The organism is Actinacidiphila rubida (assembly GCF_900110255.1).
GTDB classification, from domain to species: Bacteria; Actinomycetota; Actinomycetes; order Streptomycetales; family Streptomycetaceae; genus Actinacidiphila; species Actinacidiphila rubida.
The window spans coordinates 98,909-116,435 of the sequence record NZ_FODD01000023.1; the positions used below are offsets into that span (position 1 = coordinate 98,909).

Annotated in this window: 14 protein-coding genes; 9 read left to right on the top strand and 5 right to left on the bottom strand. The window is 73.8% G+C overall.

The window, feature by feature from the left end; all coding sequences use genetic code 11:
* Positions 1-78 precede the first annotated feature (78 nt).
* From BMW99_RS22955 to BMW99_RS22975, 5 genes are all read left to right on the top strand, one after another.
* Positions 79-1,071, top strand: a complete 993-nt coding sequence (locus BMW99_RS22955) for a L,D-transpeptidase (RefSeq protein WP_075017440.1) — start codon at positions 79-81, stop codon at positions 1,069-1,071.
* A gap of 200 nt (positions 1,072-1,271) precedes the next feature.
* Positions 1,272-2,243, top strand: a complete 972-nt coding sequence (locus tag BMW99_RS22960) for an aldo/keto reductase (protein ID WP_069465989.1) — start codon at positions 1,272-1,274, stop codon at positions 2,241-2,243.
* 224 nt (positions 2,244-2,467) lie between these two features.
* Positions 2,468-3,820, top strand: coding sequence for a type I glutamate--ammonia ligase (locus BMW99_RS22965; RefSeq protein ID WP_218108478.1), 1,353 nt, complete (start codon positions 2,468-2,470; stop codon positions 3,818-3,820).
* Positions 3,821-3,893: 73 nt separating this feature from the next.
* Positions 3,894-5,078 (top strand): amidohydrolase family protein, encoded by a 1,185-nt coding sequence (locus BMW99_RS22970; protein WP_245791591.1) that lies wholly within the window; start codon positions 3,894-3,896, stop codon positions 5,076-5,078.
* A 154-nt stretch (positions 5,079-5,232) separates the two neighbouring features.
* Complete coding sequence (locus BMW99_RS22975) at positions 5,233-5,694, top strand: nucleoside deaminase (protein WP_075017441.1); 462 nt, start codon at positions 5,233-5,235, stop codon at positions 5,692-5,694.
* A gap of 115 nt (positions 5,695-5,809) precedes the next feature.
* Here the strand turns inward: BMW99_RS22975 and BMW99_RS22980 are convergent, their stop codons facing one another.
* Complete coding sequence (locus BMW99_RS22980; protein ID WP_075017442.1) at positions 5,810-9,889, bottom strand: discoidin domain-containing protein; 4,080 nt, start codon at positions 9,887-9,889, stop codon at positions 5,810-5,812.
* A 366-nt stretch (positions 9,890-10,255) separates the two neighbouring features.
* Between BMW99_RS22980 and BMW99_RS22985 the strand changes: the two genes are divergently transcribed.
* Both BMW99_RS22985 and BMW99_RS22990 read left to right on the top strand, forming a co-directional pair.
* Positions 10,256-10,948, top strand: a complete 693-nt coding sequence (locus BMW99_RS22985) for a DUF899 domain-containing protein (protein ID WP_075017443.1) — start codon at positions 10,256-10,258, stop codon at positions 10,946-10,948.
* 289 nt (positions 10,949-11,237) lie between these two features.
* Positions 11,238-12,083: a hypothetical protein gene (locus BMW99_RS22990; RefSeq protein ID WP_177226092.1), complete on the top strand. Its 846-nt coding sequence runs from the start codon at positions 11,238-11,240 to the stop codon at positions 12,081-12,083.
* 307 nt (positions 12,084-12,390) lie between these two features.
* Here the strand turns inward: BMW99_RS22990 and BMW99_RS22995 are convergent, their stop codons facing one another.
* On the bottom strand, positions 12,391-13,356 hold the full coding sequence (locus tag BMW99_RS22995) for an SDR family NAD(P)-dependent oxidoreductase (RefSeq protein ID WP_069465001.1): 966 nt from the start codon (positions 13,354-13,356) through the stop codon (positions 12,391-12,393).
* A 196-nt stretch (positions 13,357-13,552) separates the two neighbouring features.
* On the opposite strand from BMW99_RS22995, the gene BMW99_RS23000 reads away from it, so the two are divergent.
* Positions 13,553-13,759: a hypothetical protein gene (locus BMW99_RS23000; protein ID WP_069465002.1), complete on the top strand. Its 207-nt coding sequence runs from the start codon at positions 13,553-13,555 to the stop codon at positions 13,757-13,759.
* A gap of 146 nt (positions 13,760-13,905) precedes the next feature.
* Here BMW99_RS23000 and BMW99_RS23005 read toward each other — a convergent pair whose 3' ends face one another.
* On the bottom strand, positions 13,906-15,057 hold the full coding sequence (locus tag BMW99_RS23005; RefSeq protein ID WP_069465003.1) for an acyl-CoA dehydrogenase family protein: 1,152 nt from the start codon (positions 15,055-15,057) through the stop codon (positions 13,906-13,908).
* Positions 15,058-15,191: 134 nt separating this feature from the next.
* On the opposite strand from BMW99_RS23005, the gene BMW99_RS23010 reads away from it, so the two are divergent.
* Positions 15,192-15,890, top strand: a complete 699-nt coding sequence (locus tag BMW99_RS23010; protein ID WP_069465004.1) for a TetR family transcriptional regulator — start codon at positions 15,192-15,194, stop codon at positions 15,888-15,890.
* A gap of 43 nt (positions 15,891-15,933) precedes the next feature.
* Here the strand turns inward: BMW99_RS23010 and BMW99_RS23015 are convergent, their stop codons facing one another.
* On the bottom strand, positions 15,934-17,142 hold the full coding sequence (locus BMW99_RS23015) for an SPFH domain-containing protein (RefSeq protein ID WP_069465005.1): 1,209 nt from the start codon (positions 17,140-17,142) through the stop codon (positions 15,934-15,936).
* 25 nt (positions 17,143-17,167) lie between these two features.
* A complete protein-coding gene (locus tag BMW99_RS23020) occupies positions 17,168-17,401 on the bottom strand; it encodes a hypothetical protein (RefSeq protein WP_069465006.1) in 234 nt (77 codons plus the stop codon).
* Positions 17,402-17,527: the final 126 nt, after the last annotated feature.

Below are 17,527 nucleotides of genomic sequence, written 5' to 3' on the forward strand. Positions count from 1 at the left end.
CGTGCAACCGCCGTGATGGGATACGAGTCCCCTTAGGGTGGAGCAGGCTGAAGCAGTGACATGGTGGGGAGTGCGGACATGGGGCGCGGCAAGACAGGCATAGCGATCGCTCTGGTGACGGGGGCGGTGCTCGCCGCCACCAGCGCGTGCGGCGGCGGGGGTTCGACCTCCGCCGACTCGAAGCCCGGTGCGGGCGCGTCGGGGACGCCGTCGGCGACCGCGAAGCCCGCTCCGACCACCACCAGGCCGGCGCCGCCACCGATGCTGCTGGACACCATCACACCGTTGACCGGAACCACGGTCGGGGTGGCGATGCCGATCTCGGTGGTCTTCACCGACGCGGTGGCGACGTCGGCACGCGCCGGCATCGAGCAGCACCTGAAGATCACCACGTCGGTGCCGGTGACGGGCGCGTGGCACTGGTTCAGCGACAGCCGGGTCGACTTCCGGCCGCAGGGCTACTGGAAGGCCGGCACCAAGGTGTCCCTGGACGCGGCCATGACGAACGTGCCGAACGGCCACGGCCGGGTCGGCGTCCACGACTACCGGCACTCGTTCACCGTCGGCGACGACGACGAGGCGACGGTGGACGTGCCGGGCCACACGATGCGGGTCACCCGCGGCGGCAAGGTGGTCAAGACCATGCCGATCGACGCCGGCAGCCCGGACTGGCCGTCCTGGGACGGCACCATGGCGGTCATCGACAAGCAGGCGAAGGTCCGGATGACCTCGTGCAGCGTCGGTATCAGCTGCGACAAGAAGAGCCCCAACTACTACGACCTGACGCTGCCCTGGGACGTCCACCTGACGACGTCCGGCACGTACATCCACTACTCGACCGGCGACCCGCAGCCCGGGCACGGCAACGGCTCGCACGGCTGCGTCCACCTGTCGCTGGCGAACGCGAAGTGGTTCTACACCTGGGCCCGGCAGGGCGACCCGGTCACCATCACCGGCTCCCCGCGCGGCAAGGCGGCCGGCAGCAACGGCTACGCCGACTACAACCTGAGCTGGTCGCAGTGGCTGCAGTCCAGCGGCGCCGGGCAGATCAGCACGACCGTCGGGACCTGACACCCGGGACGTGAGCCCCGGGACGTGACGGGCGGCGGTGTGACGGGCGGCGGTGTCGCGGGCGCACCGCCTGCCGGGGATCGGCGGGCGGCCGGGCTACGGTGATCACCGCAGGACCGACCGCCCGCGCACCTCGTCCGCGGCCGGCGGGGCGCGCCCCGCCGGCCGCGGCGGATGCGCACGACCCGAGGAGCCGACCCGTGTCCGCACCCACGCCCACCCCGCCCGCGGTCCGCCGGATCGGCCTGGGCCTGGCCGCGGTCGGCCGGCCCGGCTACATCACGCTGGGCCGCGACCGCGACCTGCCGCAGGACCGCAGTGTGGACGCGCTGCGGCAGCGGGTCCACGAACTCCTCGACCTGGCCTACGCGAGCGGTGTCCGCCGCGTCGACGCCGCCCGCTCCTACGGGCGGGCCGAGGAGTTCCTCGCGGACTGGCTCCACGACGTGGGCGACCGGCCGGGGCTGGTGGTCTCCAGCAAGTGGGGCTACACCTACACCGCGGACTGGCACGTGCACGCGGAGGCCCACGAGATCAAGGACCACGGCGTCGCGACGTACGAGCGGCAGATCGCGGAGACCCGCGCCCTGCTCGGCGACCACCTGGACGTCTACCAGATCCACTCGCTGACGCCGGACAGCCCGGCCCTGACGGACACGGAGCTGCACCGCAGGCTCGCCGAACTGGCCGCGACGGGCGTCACCGTGGGGGTGTCGGTGAGCGGGCCGGGACAGGGCGAGGCGATCAGGGCGGCGCTGGCCGTCGAGGTGGACGGGCGGCCGCTGTTCCGCAGCGTGCAGGCGACCTGGAACCCGCTGGAGCCGTCTGCGGGGCCGGCGCTGGCCGAGGCGCACGCGGCGGGCTGCACGGTCATGGTCAAGGAGGGTGTCGCCAACGGCCGCCTGGCGGTGCCCGATCCGGATCTCGACCGGGTCCTCCTCCCCCTCGTGGAGGCCACCGGCACCTCCCGCGACGCCGTCGCCCTGGCCGCCGCGCTGCACCAGCCGTGGGCCGACGTCGTGCTCTCCGGCGCCGCCACCACGGCCCAGCTGACCTCGAACCTCCGCGCCGCCGACGTCCACCTGTCACCGGTCCAGCTCGACGACCTGGCGGCCCTCGCCGAACCTCCGGCCGCGTACTGGACGCACCGCTCGCGGCTCCCCTGGCACTGACCGCCGGGTCGTGGCGGGGCGGGGACGGGCGGATCACGGCGCCGCGTGCGCGGTGGGCCACGCGGGTCGGGCGATGACGCGTGCGCGCGCGTGGCTTCGGAGGTCGGAGACCGGGGACCTGATCGGCCTCGGCGATCACCCGTGCGCGCGCGTGGCTTCGGGTCCGGCGCCCCGTCCGCTAGCGTGCGCGGAGGTCTTGCTCGCCCCGGACAGGAGGCCCCCGCGTGCCGCTCACCGATCCCATGCCCGTGCTGACCGGCGCCGAACTGACGGCGCGCCTGGCGGATCTCACCGGCAACGGCGTCCGGGTGCTGGTCGGTTCGGTGGTGGACATGGCGGGCGTGGCCCGCGCGAAGACCGTGCCGCTGCGCCGGGCGGCGGCGTTCCACGTGGCGGGCATGGGGGCGTCCCCGTCCTGGAACGTCTTCTGCGCGGACGGCGCCATCGCCTTCACCGACCGCCTCGGCGTCGTCGGGGACCTGCGGCTGCGGGCGGACCTGACGGCCGCGCGGGTGGTCGGCGGCGGGTACGCATGGGCGCCCGCGGAGTTCTTCGGGCAGGACGGCGAGCCCTACGCGCCGTGCGCGCGCGGCCAGTTGCGCCGGGTGCAGGCGGCTGTCGAGGCCGCCGGGCTGTCCGCGACGGTGGGCCACGAGCTGGAGTTCGTGCTCACCGGCCCCGACGGGGCGCGGCTGCCCGAGCGTCACTGGCAGCCGTACGGGCTGGGCGCGGTCATGGAGCGGGGCGGCTTCGCGGCCGATCTGACGGAGGCCCTGGAGGAGGCCGGGCTGCCGGTCGAGCAGCTCCACGCGGAGTACGGGACGGGGCAGTTCGAGGTGTCGCTGGCACCGGCGGAACCGCTCGCGTCGGCCGACGGCGTCGTGCTGGGCCGGCTGGTGATCTGCCGGGTGGCCCGCGAGCACGGCCTGCTGGCGTCGTTCTCCCCCCTGCCGTTCGCCGGTGGTGCCGGCAACGGCGCCCATCTGCATCTGTCCCTGGAGCAGGACGGCGTGCCGTTGCTGTCGGGCGGCTCCGGGCCGCACGGCCTGACGCCGCAGGGCGCGTCGGCGATCGCCGGGATCGTGCGGGGACTGCCGGGCACCCTCGGGGTGTTCGCCGGGTCGGCGCTGTCCCCGCTGCGGCTCCGACCCGGGCGCTGGTCGGGGGTGTTCGCGTGCTGGGGCCTGGAGAACCGGGAGGCGGCGGTGCGGTTGGTGGCGGCGACCCGCGGCACGCCGCACGGCGCGAACGTGGAGCTGAAGTGCGTCGACCCGTCGGCGAACGTGTACCTGGCGACGGCCGCCCTGCTGGGCCTGGCCCTGGACGGAATCGCGCGGGGCGCGGAACTGCCGCCGGAGGTGCGGGTGAACCCGGTGCAGGACCCCTCCGCCGAGCTGCTGCCGCGGGACCAGCCGGCGGTGCTGGACGCGCTGGCGGCCTCCGGCACGGCGCGGCGGATCCTGGGCGACGAGGTGATGGCCGCGCTGCTGGCGGTCCGCCGCCACGAGGCGGCGGCCTACGCCGACACGGGTGTCGGCGATCTCGCCGACCGTTTCCGGTTCGCCTGGTCGGTGTGAGGACCCGCCACAGCGGGCGCGCGGCAGCCCGCCGTCCGCTCCCCCGCCCGGCCCCGGCGGAAGGACACCACTCGTGACGCCAGACGGCCTGACCCCGGACCCCGGACTGCCCGACGACCGGACGAACGACGACCGGCTTCTCGACGAGTGGCTGCCAGGACTGCGGCTGGTCGACCACCATGTGCACGGCGCGTTCGCCGCGTCGCCGGACCGCGCCGGGTTCGAGGAGTCCCTGCGTGAGGGCCCGCACGGCCCGGTCCCGTCGTGGATGTCCGCGTTCGACTCCCAACTGGGCTTCGCGGTACGGCGCTGGTGCGCGCCGCTGCTCGGCCTGCCCGCGCACGCCTCTCCGGACGCGTACTGGCGGCGCAGGGCCGAACTCGGCGAGCGGGAGGTCACCGGGCGGTTGCTGCCGGCGGCGGGCGTGGAGCACTGGCTGGTGGACACCGGGTACCAGGGAGATCGGCTGCTGACGCCCGGCGCGCTGGGCGAGCGGGCCGGCGGCACGGGCCACACCGTGGTGCGTCTGGAGTCGCTCGCCGAGCAACTGGCGGCCCAGGGAACGGGCGCGGACGCGTACCCGGAGGCGTTCCGCGAGCTGCTGCACGCCGCGACGCGCGACGCCGTCGCGGTGAAGACCGTGGCCGCCTACCGGACGGGCCTGGACCTGGACTGGAGCCGGCCGGAGCCCGAGCGGGTGCGCGCGGCGGCCGCACGCTGGCTGGCGGAGGCCGGGCCGCTGCCGCGGCTGGCCGATCCGGTGCTGGTGCGGCACGCCGTGCACTGCGCGGTGGACCGCGGCCTGCCGATCCAGTTCCACACCGGGTTCGGCGACCGCGACCTGGACCTCCACCGGGTCAACCCGCTGCTGCTGACCGGACTGCTGCGGCAGCCCCGCGTGGCCGCGGTCCCGGTGATGCTGCTGCACTGCTACCCGTTCCATCGCGAGGCCGGCTATCTGGCGCAGGCGTTCGACCAGGTGTACTGCGACGTGGGGCTCGCCGTGAACCATGTGGGCGCGCGGGCGGCCGCGGTGGTCGCCGAGTCGATGGAGCTGGCCCCGTTCGCGAAGCTGCTCTACTCCTCCGACGCCTGGGGTCCGGCCGAACTGCACTTCCTGGGTGCCGCGTTGTGGCGCCGCGCGACGGCGGGCACGGTGCGCGCATGGGTGGCGGCGGGCGACTGGTCGGAGCCGGACGCGCGGCGCGTGGTGCGGATGATCGGCCGGGACAACGCGCTGCGCGCCTACCGCCTCTGACAGCGCCTGCCTGGCGAATGCTCCGAAGCCGCACGGCCTGAAGGCCGTCGCACCTCGAAGCGGTCGTCCACCGACCGCGGTCGCGCCCTGAAGCCGTCCCGCCCTGCGGCGTGGTGGCGTTGCGGACCGGGTCGGCCGCCATGACAGTGGGGGCATGGACGACACCGCGGCGGCACTGGACCCGGCGGCGATGCTGGCCGTCGCCCTGGAGGAGGCGCGGACCGGGCGCGCCGAGGGCGGCGTGCCGGTCGGAGCGGCGCTGTTCGGCCCGGACGGGCGGCTGCTCGGCCGGGGCCGCAACCGGCGTGTGCAGGACGGCGATCCGGCGGCGCACGGAGAGACGTCGGCGTTCCGTGCCGCCGGACGGCTGCGCGGCTACGGCGACACGACGATGGTGACGACGCTGTCGCCGTGCTGGTTCTGCTCGGGACTGGTGCGGCAGTTCGGCATCGGCGCGGTCGTGATCGGCGAGGCGCGTACCTTCCAGGGCGGGCACGAGTGGCTGGCCGGGTTCGGCGTGCGGGTGACGGTCCTCGACGATCCCGAATGCGTGGCGCTGATGCGGGACTTCATCGCGGCCCGGCCCGATCTGTGGGAGGAGGACATCGGCCGCTGACGCCGGGGGGACACCGGCCGGTGGGTCCGCCCCGGCGCCGGGGTATGCGGCCGGCGCCGGGGCGGGTCTGGGGGCCCGCGGCGCTCGCCGCGGGCCGGGGGGTGGTGGCGGGTCGTCAGCTCCGCGCCACCGTCCGCGGGACGTTGTAGCCGTCGACGCGCAGCGCGGGCCGGCCCTCGGTCAGGGCCGCCGCGGGCCAGGACAGGGTGACCGTGCGGGACTCGCCGGGCAGCAGCCACAGGTAGTTGTCGCCGTACAGCGTCGGCAGCACCCGCTCGCCCGTCGTGCCGTGCAGCAGGGAGAGCCGCACCATGGCGGCGACGGCGTTGCCGCGGTTGCGGACGGTCGCGGTCGCGGTGCGGCGGTCGCCGGACCCGGTGACCTTGCCGAGTTCGGCGGTGACCTTCACCTGCGCGGCGCTGTTGAGCGCCTTCATGTCGGCCGTGGCGCGGTAGCGCCAGTAGGTGTTCTCCGACAGCGTCGCGCCCGCCGCGTCCTGGAGCGTCAGCCGGAGCAGGTGCAGGCCGGGCAGGCCGTTGCTCCACCCCGCGGTGAACGCGGCGGCCGTGGCGGACGCGCCGACGTCCAGGGTGGTGCGCAGGGGCGTGCCGAGCTGCCGCCCGGTCAGGTCGAAGACCCGTGCCGTGACGGTCGCGCCCTTGAGCGCGTGCGGGGTGTGGTTGACGGCGACGACGTTCCAGTCGACGGAGTCGGCCTGGACGTGTACGGCCTCGCACGCCTTGCGGGCGCCGTAGTAGGTGCCGTTGACGTCGAAGTCGTAGTCGTAGGTCTGCCACACGGTGCTGTGCCACGCGGGGTGGGACATCCACAGCATGAGGCCGCTGGCGTCCTGCCACAGGCGGGCGTTCCACGCCTCGAACATGGCGCGCGTGTTCTCGTAGTTGACGAACTGGGCCTTGCGGGCCAGGTCGTCGAGGTCCTGGACGGTGTCCAGGCGGGCCTCGACGGCCGCGAGGTAGTTCTGCGGTGCCTGGTTACCGCGAGTGCTCCAGTCGTGGTAGTACCAGGCGTCGCCGATCGGCCACTCCGGGGTGCCCTCCAGCATCGCGCGCAGGCTCTCGGCGGTGGAGACGACGGGCATGCCGATCTCGGTGTGGAAGCCGAAGCTGCCGCTGCCGTAGGTGGCGGGGTCGAAGTAGCGCTGCGGTTCCACCCAGCCGTAGGGGCCGCCGCCGGAGATGATCCCGCCGGCCGAGTTGTTCTGGTAGAGGATGCCGGGGGCCTCCTGCTGGACGGCGGTGCGCATCCCGGTGTCGATGGCGGCCGGCGGGTTGCCCTCGTTGGCACCGCACCACACGACCACGCTCGGGTGGATGCGGTAGCGCAGCACGGTGTCGCGGGCCTGGTCGTTGAAGGCCTGGTGGTCCGGCGGGTCCATGCCCCAGGCGTTCGGGAAGTCGTTCCACACCAGCAGCCCGTGCTCGTCGCAGCTGGCGAAGAACTCCTCGCGGTCGCTGCAGCCGACCCAGTTGCGGATCATCGTGAAGTTCATGTCGCGGTGCATGCGCACGGCCGCGTCCATGCGGGCGGCCGGCATCCTGCGCAGCAGTTCGTCCCAGCCCCAGTTGCCGCCGCGGCAGAACACCCGTACGCCGTTGACGCTGATCTTCAGCGGGACGGGCGCGTTGTCGACGGTCTTCACGTCCGTCCAGGCGGAGCCGTCGTCGGACACCTGGATGGTGTAGGTCTTCGGGTAGGCCGCCTCCCAGACGACGACCAGCCGGTCGAAGGTCCGCGACGTGCCGAGGTCCACCTGGATCCACTGGTCGTCGAGGTAGTCGGAGGACCAGCGGGTGCCGGTGTTGCCGTCGGTGGCGTTCGCGGCGGGGTTCGACGGGTCCTGCGTCGAGGCGGTCACCGCCTGGTGGAGCGCCAGGTCGGTCCCGGGGTCCGCGGTGTCCAGGACGGACAGCGTCCACAGCGAGTTGCCCCAGCTGGTGGCGCGGCTGTGGCACTGGAGGCGCACGTAGCGGGCGGTCCGCGCGGCGAAGTCCTCGGTCTGCAGGCTCGCGTCGCCGGTGTTGAACGGCAGCGGAACCGCGGAGTTGTCGACGGTCTTCGCGTCGGTCCAGGTGCTGCCGTCGTCGGAGACCTGCACGACGTAGGTGCGCGCGTACGCCTGCTCCCACGTCAGGTCGACCCGGTCGAAGGAGACCGTCGCACCGAGGTCGACCGCGATCCACTGGTCGTCGTCGAAGGAGGACGACCAGCGGGTGCCGGCGTCGCCGTCGGTGGCGTTGCCGGGCTGGTGGTCGTCCTCGTCGACGGAGGACGACGTCGCGGTCCGGTGCAGGGCCAGGTCGGTGGCGGGGTTCGCGCTGTCCAGCACGGACAGCGTCCACAGCGAGGAGCCCCAGCCGGTGGCGCGGGTCAGGCAGCGGATCCTGACGTGGCGGGCCTGTCGCGGGCCCAGGTCCACGCTCTGCGTGTACGCGTCGCCGGTCGCGACGAACGGCAGCGGGGTGTCGTACTCGTAGCCGAACTGGCGGATGCCGAAGCGGGTGGTGCGCCGGTCGCTCTCGGCACCGCCGGTGGCGGCGGTGAGCGTCAGGTCGTGCAGCTCGGGGCTGCCGTAGCCGTTGGGCCACCACAGGCGGGGGTTGCGGATCCGCAGCGCCGCGTAGGCGTCGGGGGCGAACGTGACGTCCGTGGTCGCGCCTGCCGCGACGGTGACGGTGCGGGAGACCCGCACGCCGTCGAACGCGGCGGTGACGGTGACGTCGTGGTCGGCGGTGTCGGCGTTGCGGACCGGGACCACGACGGTGAGTTCGGCGGTGCCGGTGTCGGGGAGCGCGGGCAGCGCCGTGTCGACCCGCGGGTCGCCGATGACGGCGTGGCCGGTGGACCGCAGCCGCACGTGGTTCCAGATGCCGGCTGCCCGGTCGCGGACCGCGGGCATCCAGTCCCAGCCCGAAGAGGCCAGGTATGTCGGGGAGTTGCGGTTCATCGTGTTCGCGCCGGCGTCGACGAAGGACAGGCCCTCCGGGCCCTTGTCGGCGGGGCTGCCCGGGTAGGGCATGGGGGTGATCCGCACGGCCAGCGCCTGCTCGCCGTCGGCGGCCAGCAGGCCGGTCACGTCGAGGGCGGCGCGGGCGAACGGGTGCGTCAGGCCCCCGGCCTGCTTGCCGTTGAGCCAGACGTCCGCCTGGTGGTTGACGCCGTCCAGCTCCAGCCACACGTGCCGGCCGGACCCGGTGCGCAGCGCCGCCGGCACGGTGAACGCCCGCCGGTACCACCAGGAGTGGCGGGACAGCGCCTCGGGGACGTGCAGGTTGTTGAACCCGGCCACCGGATCGGGCAGGTGGCCCTGGTCCACCAGCGTGGCCAGCACCGTGCCGGGCACCGTCGCGGGCAGCCAGGCGCTGGTGTCGACGCCCGGCGCCGACAGCGCGGCGCCGTCGGCCTCGACCCGGTCGTCCATCGTCAGCGTCCAGCCGGACTCCAGCGGGACGGTGCCGTCGGCGGCGACGGTGAGCGCGGGCGGCCGGTGGTCGTGGGTGCCCCAGTCCGTCCAGCCGGTGGCGTCCGGGCGGTGGCCGCCCGGTGTGCCGTAGACCTCGAAGCCGTTCAGGCCCAGGGGGTTGGCGTTGGAGCGCTTGCGCACGGTCAGCCGCACCCAGCGGGCCGGGACCGGCTGGTCGAGGACGATGTCGACGACGCCCCCGGTGCCTGAGGTCGTGCGGTGGAGGGTGGTCCACGAAGTGTGGTCGAGGGACGCCTCGACGGTGAAGTCGACCGCGCAGCTCGACAGGATCTCCTGGCCGGTGGTGCTGTCCCGCGGGTTGCCGCTCGAGGAGGGCACGAACACCGGGTCGCCGGCCGTCGCTTCGAACGTCAGGCGGACCGCGTCGAGCTGGCACCGGGCCTGCAGGTCCACCGAGATCCACTGCGGGTCGCCTGCCGCGGCCCGCCACCCCGAGCCCTTGACCCCGGGCGTGGTGAGCGTGTCGACGGCGAACTCCCCCGGCGTCGGCGCGTAGTCGGTCGACGACACGGCGACCGGCCGGTAGGCGGCGAGCTCCTGCCGCCCCGGCACGGGCGGCGCCGGCTCCGCGGCGGACGCCGCCGATGCCGCGGCGGCGGGCAGTGCCACGCCCAGCCCCAGCCCCGCGAGGAGCGAGGAGCCGGCGCTGACGACAGCGCGACGGGAGGGGCGGGGCGGCTGGTTCGGCATGTGCGGCGTTCCATTCCCGAGGGGGCACGCTCCCGCGCCCTGACAACGTTGCCATAGGCTGGTCCCCCGCCCCCGCCCGTGTCAAGACCTTCCCTGCCCGGCGGGGCCGGATCACCGCGCTGTACCGCCAACTCGCCTGCTGTGAGGGGCTGTTCGGGCCGAAGCGACGCGGGGCGGGGCAGCTGCCGCGGGTAGAGCGGGCGCGGCTGGGCGTGTACCGGGGTGTCCGTGGCCCGGTGAGGTGCGGAGGGCATGCGGGGCCGAGGGGCGCGGAGGGCGGACGGACGGCCCGGACCGATGAGTTCGGCGCGGCCGCGCGGTCTACCCGGGGACGTGCACGCTCCCCGATGTGATCAGTGAGGGACCATGAGCAGCAGCAACGCCCTACCGCCCGTCGTCGACTCCGGCACCTGGCAGAGCCGGCTCGACGAACTGCGGGCGCGGGAGAAGGCCGCGACCCGGGAGCTCGACGCCATCGCCGCGCAGCGCCGGCGCCTGCCGATGGTCGAGATGCCCGGCTACACCCTGGAGGGCGCGGACGGGCCGGTGCGGCTCGCCGACGTCTTCGCAGGCAAGAGGCAGTTGATCGTCTACAGCCACATGTGGTTCCCCGGGAAGGAGTGGCAGTGCCCGGGGTGCACGGGGTTCACCGCCCAGTTCACGCGTCTGGAGTTCCTGGACGGGTACGACGCCCGGTTCGTCATCGTGACGCAGGGCCCGATCGGCGAGGCGCTCGCCTACAAGCGGCGGGTCGGCAACGCCATGGACTGGTACTCGACCGCGAACAGCCCGTTCGGCGACGACGTCGGGGCGCCGCCCGGCGGCGGCTTCGCCGTGAACGTCTTCCTGCGCGACGGCGAGAAGGTGTACCGCACGTGGCACACCGACGGCCGGGGTACCGAGCAGCTCACCCACACCTTCCCGCTGATCGACCTCCTGCCGTACGGACGCCAGGAGGAGTGGCAGGACTCGCCCGAGGGGTGGCCGCAGTCGCCGACGTACAGCAGGTGGGCGACCTCCCAGGACGTCGCGGCGCTGTACGGTCCCGACAAGTCGTAGGAGGGCGCGGCGGGTTGGCGCTTGCGGCATGGGGGCCCGGCGGGTTGTCCGGCCGGGCCCCGGCGGACGGTCCCCGACGGGTCCGGGGCGGCGGGGCCGAGGCGGCGGGGCCGGGGCGACGGGGCCGGCGGCGGGTCGGGCGGCGGGACACCGGGCCGAAGGTGCGTCAACGGCAAGGCGTTCAGGCAGAGTTCGGTTTGGGGCCGTAGTGGCGGATGGGGCGCGACGGCTAGGGTGCTGGTGCTTCGGGCCGCGGAGCAGGCGGTCCACCACACCCTTGGGGGTTTCCTTGAGCGCACGCGCACTGGGTCGCCGCACCGCCGTCCTGCTGGTCGCGGCCGCCGCGGTCACCGCGGCAGGGCCCGGCACCGCCCGGGCCGACTCGCCCGGCGGATGGCAGGGCACCGGCTCCTCGCTGGTCAACTCGCTCACGGGCGGCGAAGGGGTCGCCACCCGCGCGGACGGCTCCGTCCTCACCCGCGGCCTCGGCTCGATCCCGCTCGGCCTGCGGATCAAGGGCTGGAACCACGTCGGGGACCCGGACATCGCCGGGGGCTACGTGTTCGACGCGTACCAGGGCGGTGACGGCGCGACCTCGAAGATGTTCGAGGTGACGACGCCGGGCGGGCAGGCGTACGACTACACCCACCCGCTGGACGCGGGCGAGGCCCTCAACAACTCCTTCGACGCGGTCTCGCCGGACGCGCAGTGGATGGTCGCGGGCGAGTGGGGCACGATGAGCCGGCTCCAGGTCTTCCCGGCGCCCGTCACCAACCCGGCCACCCCCGCGACGGGCGGCACCCTCGCCCAGGCCGGGCAGATCTCCCTGGACCAGCCCGTCCAGGACGTCCAGGGCTGCGACTTCGTCTCGGCGACGCGTCTGGTCTGTGCGTCGGACGACGCGGCGAAGGACGTGCTCCAGGTGGACCTGCCGCACGCGCTCGACGGCTCGGCCGTCACCGCCCACGTGAGCACGCTGTTCCAGCTCCCCCAGGACAGCATCTGCTCGGGCACGTTCGAGTCGGAAGGCATCGACTACGACGCGAACGCGCGCGTGCTGCGCGTCGAGATCGTCTCCCCCAGCGTCTGCGCCGCCGCCACCACGATCTACACCTACCGCCCCACCACGGGCTGACCCCGCGCCGCCTCGGGGGCGCATGCGACCCCGAGGCGGCCGGCGACCCGGCCACCACAGCAACCGCCACCCGGCCGGTGACGGCCCGCGCGTCCGCACGCGGCAAGCGCGCGGGCGACACCCTCCAGGCGTAGCCCGGGGCCCCCGCGCACCGGGCAGGGGCCACCCTCCCAGGGGAGCGAGGCACGGCGCGTGCGGCCCCCTCACCGGCCGGCGAGCCGGCCACCGCCCCACGCGGCCGGGGACGAGCCGCGCCCCGGCAGGGGCACACCGCGGGGGCCCGCCACCGGTCGGTGGGTGGCGGCGGCTACGCCGCGAACGCGTTGACGCCCGTGAGCTCGGCGGAGAGCGCCCACAGGCGCTCCGCCTGGGCCGGGTCGATCGCGTAGTCCTTGACGCCCCCGCGGGTGCCGTTCGCCGCCGCGGGCGACGCGATCTCGCAGTCCTCGAGGAAGACGCCGCCCATGCCGTCGAGCTGGGGGGACGTCGCGGCCCAGGTCTGCGTCGCCGCGCCCTGCTCGGGGGTCTTGAAGCCGGCCGGGTTCAGCGGCTTGCCGTCCTCGTCGATCCAGCCGCGGTCGACCATCTCGGACTTCTCCAGGTGCCGCTGGAGCGGCGTGAGGATGCCGCCGGGGTGCAGGGCGAAGGCCCGGACGCCGCGGTCCCTGGCGAGCGCGTCGAGCTGGACCGCGAACAGCACGTTGGCCGTCTTGGACTGCCCGTAGGCAACCCATTTGTCGTAGTCGCCCTGGGTGAACTGCGGGTCGTCCCAGCGGATACCTGAGATCTGGTGGCCGCTGGAGGACACCGAGACGACCCGGCCGCCGCCGCGCTCGATCGCCGGCCACAGGCGGTTGACCAGGGCGAAGTGGCCGAGGTGGTTGGTGCCGAACTGGCGCTCCCAGCCGGGGCCGACCCGGCTCTCGGGGCACGCCATCACGCCGGCGTTGTCGATCATGAACCGGATGTCGCGGCCGGAGGCCAGGAAGCGGTCGGCGAACGCCTCGACGCTCGCGAGGTCGCCGAGGTCCAGCTCGTCGACCTCGACGCCGTCGATGCCGGCCACCGCCTCCCGCGCGGTCTCCGGCCGCCGGGCCGGCACCACGACGTGCGCGCCGGCCCGTGCCAGTGCTCGCGTGGTCTCCAGGCCGAGCCCGGAGTAGCCGCCGGTGACGACGGCGAGCGTGCCGGTCAGGTCGATGCCGGTCAGGACCTCGTCCGCGGTGGTCTGCGCGCCGAATCCCGATCCGATGGGCTTCTGAGGTGTGGTCATGGCACCGAGGCTAGGAGCTGGAGCCCACTCGAAGGCAAGGGGCCTTGCCGCGCGGGGGGCGCGCGGCGCTCCGCTTCCCGCCCCTCCTGCCGGGTGACCCGGCGTGCGGCGCGCCCTGGTGAATTGAAGGAAGGTTCCGGTGGTGGCAGGCTGACATCAGTACGGCACCGCCCAAGCACGACGAGGTGAGACGGGCGTGGTGGACAAGCACGCCGAGCAGGTGATCGGCCGGGTCATGGCCGCCCGCGCGGCACTGGAGGAGGCGGCCGAAGCGCCGGACTCCCCTGAGCTGCGCGAGGCGCTGGACGAGTTGGAGAGCGCCCTGCGACTGGCCCGGGAGAGCGGAGTGGAGGTCCCGCCGGTGGGCGACGTCCCGCAGAGCGCCGGCGGGGCAGGGAACTGAGGACCCTGCCGGTGCCGTGGCACCGGCAGGAACCGGCCCCGTGACCTCCGGATCCGCTGCCAGTACCCCGGGATGCCCGGGGTACTGAGTACCGTGCGGCCCGGACCGGGGCCCGGGCCGGGACCGGACCCGGATCAGCCCCGAGGTCAGGGCAGGTTGCGGGCCATGACGATGCGCTGGACCTGGTTGGTGCCCTCGTAGATCTGCGTAATTTTCGCGTCGCGCATCATGCGCTCGACGGGGTAGTCCCGCGTGTAGCCGTAGCCGCCGAGGAGCTGCACCGCGTCCGTGGTGATCTCCATGGCCGCGTCGGAGGCGTAGCACTTGGCCGCCGCGCCGAAGAACGTCAGGTCCTTGTCGCCGCGCTCGGACTTCGCGGCGGCCGCGTAGGTGAGCTGCCGGGCCGCCTCCAGCTTCATCGCCATGTCGGCGAGCATGAACTGGATGCCCTGGAACTCGGCGATGGCCTTGCCGAACTGCTTGCGCTCGGCGACGTAGCCCTTGGCGTAGTCGAGGGCGCCCTGGGCGATGCCCAGCGCCTGCGCGGCGATGGTCACGCGGGTGTGGTCGAGGGTGCGCATCGCGGTGGCGAAGCCGGTGCCCTCCTCGCCGATCATGCGGTCGGCGGGGATGCGGACCTGGTCGAAGTACACCTCGCGGGTCGGCGAGCCCTTGATGCCGAGCTTGCGCTCGGGCGCGCCGAACGACACGCCCGGGTCGTCCTTCTCGACCACGAACGCCGAGATGCCCTTGGAGCGCTTGTCGGGGTCGGTGACCGCCATCACCGTGTAGAACTCGGAGACCCCGGCGTTGGTGATCCAGCGCTTGACGCCGTCGAGCACCCAGTGGTCGCCGTCGCGCACCGCGCGGGTCTTCATGCCCGCGGCGTCCGAGCCGGCCTCGGGCTCGGACAGGCAGTAGGAGAACATGCCCTCGCGGCGGGCCAGGGCCCCCAGGTAGCGGCTCTTGAGCTCCTCGGAGCCGGACAGCTGCACGGGCAGCGAGCCGAGCTTGTTGACCGCGGGGATCAGCGACGAGGAGGCGCAGACCCGGGCCACCTCCTCGATCACGATGACCGTGGACAGCGCGTCGGCGCCGGCGCCGTCGTACTGCTCGGGGACGTGCACCGCGTGCAGGTCGGCGGCCTCCAGCGCGTCCCGCGCCTCCTGCGGGAACCGGCCCTGCTCGTCCACCTCGGCCGCGAACGGCGCGATCTTCGACTCGGCGAGGGAGCGCACCGAGTCCCGGAGCATCTCCTGCTCCTCCGAGATGCGGAAGAGGTCGAACGGTTCGGACATGAGGGGCTCCTCGTCGGGGGTCACGGGTCCACGGTCATCCAGGGTCGCCCTCAGGGTACTCAGTTCCCGCCGAAAAGCACACTCAGTGTCGCTTTTCACGGTCGCGCGGGCCGTCCTGGTGCTACGGTCCAGGCATGACGCCGGCACCCAAGCCCCCGATGCGCGACACCCTGGTCGCCGCCGCGCTCCAGCTCTTCACGGAGCACGGCTTCGAGCAGACCACGGTCGACGACATCGTGGCGCTGGCCGGCGTCGGACGACGGTCGTTCTTCCGCTACTTCCCGTCCAAGGAGTCGGTGGTCTTCCCCGACCACGAGGGCTGCCTGCGCCGGATGACGGAGTTCCTCGCCGACCCGGCGGGCGACGCGGCCGACCCGGTGGACCGGGTCAACGACGCGGCCCGGCTGGTGCTGCGCATGTACACCGGCGACCCGGAGTTCTCGGTGCGCCGCTACGAGCTGACCCGGCAGGTCCCGGCGCTGCGCGCGCACGAGCTGTCGGTGGTCCGCCGCTACGAGCGCACCCTCGCCAACTACCTGCGGGCCCGGTTCGCCGCGCGGGCCGACGGCAGGCTGCGTGCGGACGTGATCGCCGCGGCGGTCGTCGCCGCCCACAACCACGCGCTGCGGACGTGGTTGCGCTCGGCCGCCTCGATCGACCCGGAGGCCGAGGTCGACCACGCGCTGGAGTACGTCACGGCGACATGGTCGGACCGGGAGGACGGGGAGGCCGCCGACGGCACCGGGCCGGCCGACGACGTGGTGGTGATGGTCGCCCGGCGCGGCACTCCGATGTGGCGCGTCGTGCAGGGCGTGCAGGGCGTCCTGGAGTAGCCCGGGGGCCCGCGGTCCGCGGGGCCCCGGGTGCTCCGTGGCGTCAGTCGACGTCGACCGGCCCGTCCGAGGACGAGGATGTCCCGTTGTTCCGGGAGTCGCCGCGCGGGTCCTTCGGGCCCAGGTAGCCGCGCAGGGCCACCGTGCCGGCACCGGTGCCGGCCGCGCCGTCCTCCCCGTTGAGGTTCTTGCGGACCGAGTCCAGGATCGTCAGGCCCTGGCTGACGAGTCCGGCGGCGATCTCGCTGAGCCCGTCGGCGCCGTTTAGCACGTTGACGTTGGCGCCGGACAGGCCCGCGGAGGCCTCCTTGACGATCTGCGGCAGCTGGTCGATCAGCATCCGGTCCAGGGCGACGCGGTCGTGCGAGGCGGCCGCGGCGGCCTGGATACGCATCCGCTCGGCGTCGGCGACGGCCAGCACCCGGATCCGCTCGGCCTCCGCCTCGGCCGGCTTGACGATCTCGGCGACCAGCTGCTGCTGGCGCAGTTCGGCGGCCCGCAGCGCCAGTTCGGTCTGCGCCGCGAGGACCTCCCGCTGCGCGTGGGCCTGGGCGAGCGGGCCGGCCTGCGCGGCCTGCGCCTGCGCGCGGTCGACCTCGGCGCTGTACTCGGCCTGCACGACGGCGGTCTGCCGGGCGTACTCGGCCTGGTTGCGGGCCGCGACCTGCTGCGCCTCGACGGAGGCCTGGGTGGCCTGCGCCTGGGCGATCTGCGCCTGGCGCTGGATGGCCGCCTTGTGCGGCGCGGACATCGCGTCGATGTAGCCGGTGTCGCCGTCGTCGATGGACTGGATCTGCAGCGAGTCGACGGTGAGGCCGATCTTGGCCATCTCCGCCTTGGAGGTCTCCAGTACCTCGGTGGCCAGCTTCTGCCGCTCGGTGACGATCTCCTCGACCGTCATCGAGCCGATGATGGACCGCAGGTGGCCGGCGAAGATCCGGCCGGTGAGGATCGACATCTGGTCCTGGTCGGACAGGAAGCGCTGGCCGGCGTTGACGATGCTCTCGTGGTCGTTGCCGACCTTGAAGGCGATGACCGCCTTGACGGTCAGGCCGATGCCCTGCCGGGTCACGCACTTCTCGGAGACCTCCGCCTCGCACATGGCGAGGGTCAGGAACCGGGTCTTGCGCAGGATCGGCAGCACGAACTTGCCGTGTCCGGTGACGACGCGGAACGGCGCACCCCCCAGCCCCCGCCGACCGCCCGAGATGAGCATCGCCTCGTCTGGTGCGGGAACGCGATAACCGAACATCCTTCGTCTCCTTCGTGTGCGCGGCTCAGCCGGCCGGCGCTTCCAGGGGGTCGAGCCACTCGATGACGTCCACCTGACGGGTGCCGCGGGACTCCACCACCAGCACCGGAGTCCCCGCCACCAGGGGCGCGTCGGACCAGGCGAGGAACGCCTCGCTGCCGCCCCGGACGCTCACCAGCACCTCGCCGGGGCCCTCGGGGCCGCGGGTACCCACCAGCAGCCTTCCGCTGCAGCCGATCACGGCATCGTCCCGTGCCATCGACGGCCGCCCCTCGTCCTCGGGGATCCACGAGGGATCCGCATGATTCGACCCCGACCATCCTCCCACCTGGGAGGGCTCCCGGGAGGCGGCCGTCGCTACCGAATACGCGCGGCGGGCACCGCC

Coding starts and splice junctions, on each gene's coding strand:
- BMW99_RS22955 (WP_075017440.1), top strand. CDS start 79: ATGGGGCGCGGCAAGACAGGCATAGCGATCGCTCTGGTGACGGGGGCG.
- BMW99_RS22975 (WP_075017441.1), top strand. CDS start 5,233: ATGGACGACACCGCGGCGGCACTGGACCCGGCGGCGATGCTGGCCGTC.
- BMW99_RS22980 (WP_075017442.1), bottom strand. CDS start 9,889: ATGCCGAACCAGCCGCCCCGCCCCTCCCGTCGCGCTGTCGTCAGCGCC.
- BMW99_RS22985 (WP_075017443.1), top strand. CDS start 10,256: ATGAGCAGCAGCAACGCCCTACCGCCCGTCGTCGACTCCGGCACCTGG.
- BMW99_RS22995 (WP_069465001.1), bottom strand. CDS start 13,356: ATGACCACACCTCAGAAGCCCATCGGATCGGGATTCGGCGCGCAGACC.
- BMW99_RS23005 (WP_069465003.1), bottom strand. CDS start 15,057: ATGTCCGAACCGTTCGACCTCTTCCGCATCTCGGAGGAGCAGGAGATG.
- BMW99_RS23010 (WP_069465004.1), top strand. CDS start 15,192: ATGACGCCGGCACCCAAGCCCCCGATGCGCGACACCCTGGTCGCCGCC.
- BMW99_RS23015 (WP_069465005.1), bottom strand. CDS start 17,142: ATGTTCGGTTATCGCGTTCCCGCACCAGACGAGGCGATGCTCATCTCG.
- BMW99_RS23020 (WP_069465006.1), bottom strand. CDS start 17,401: ATGGCACGGGACGATGCCGTGATCGGCTGCAGCGGAAGGCTGCTGGTG.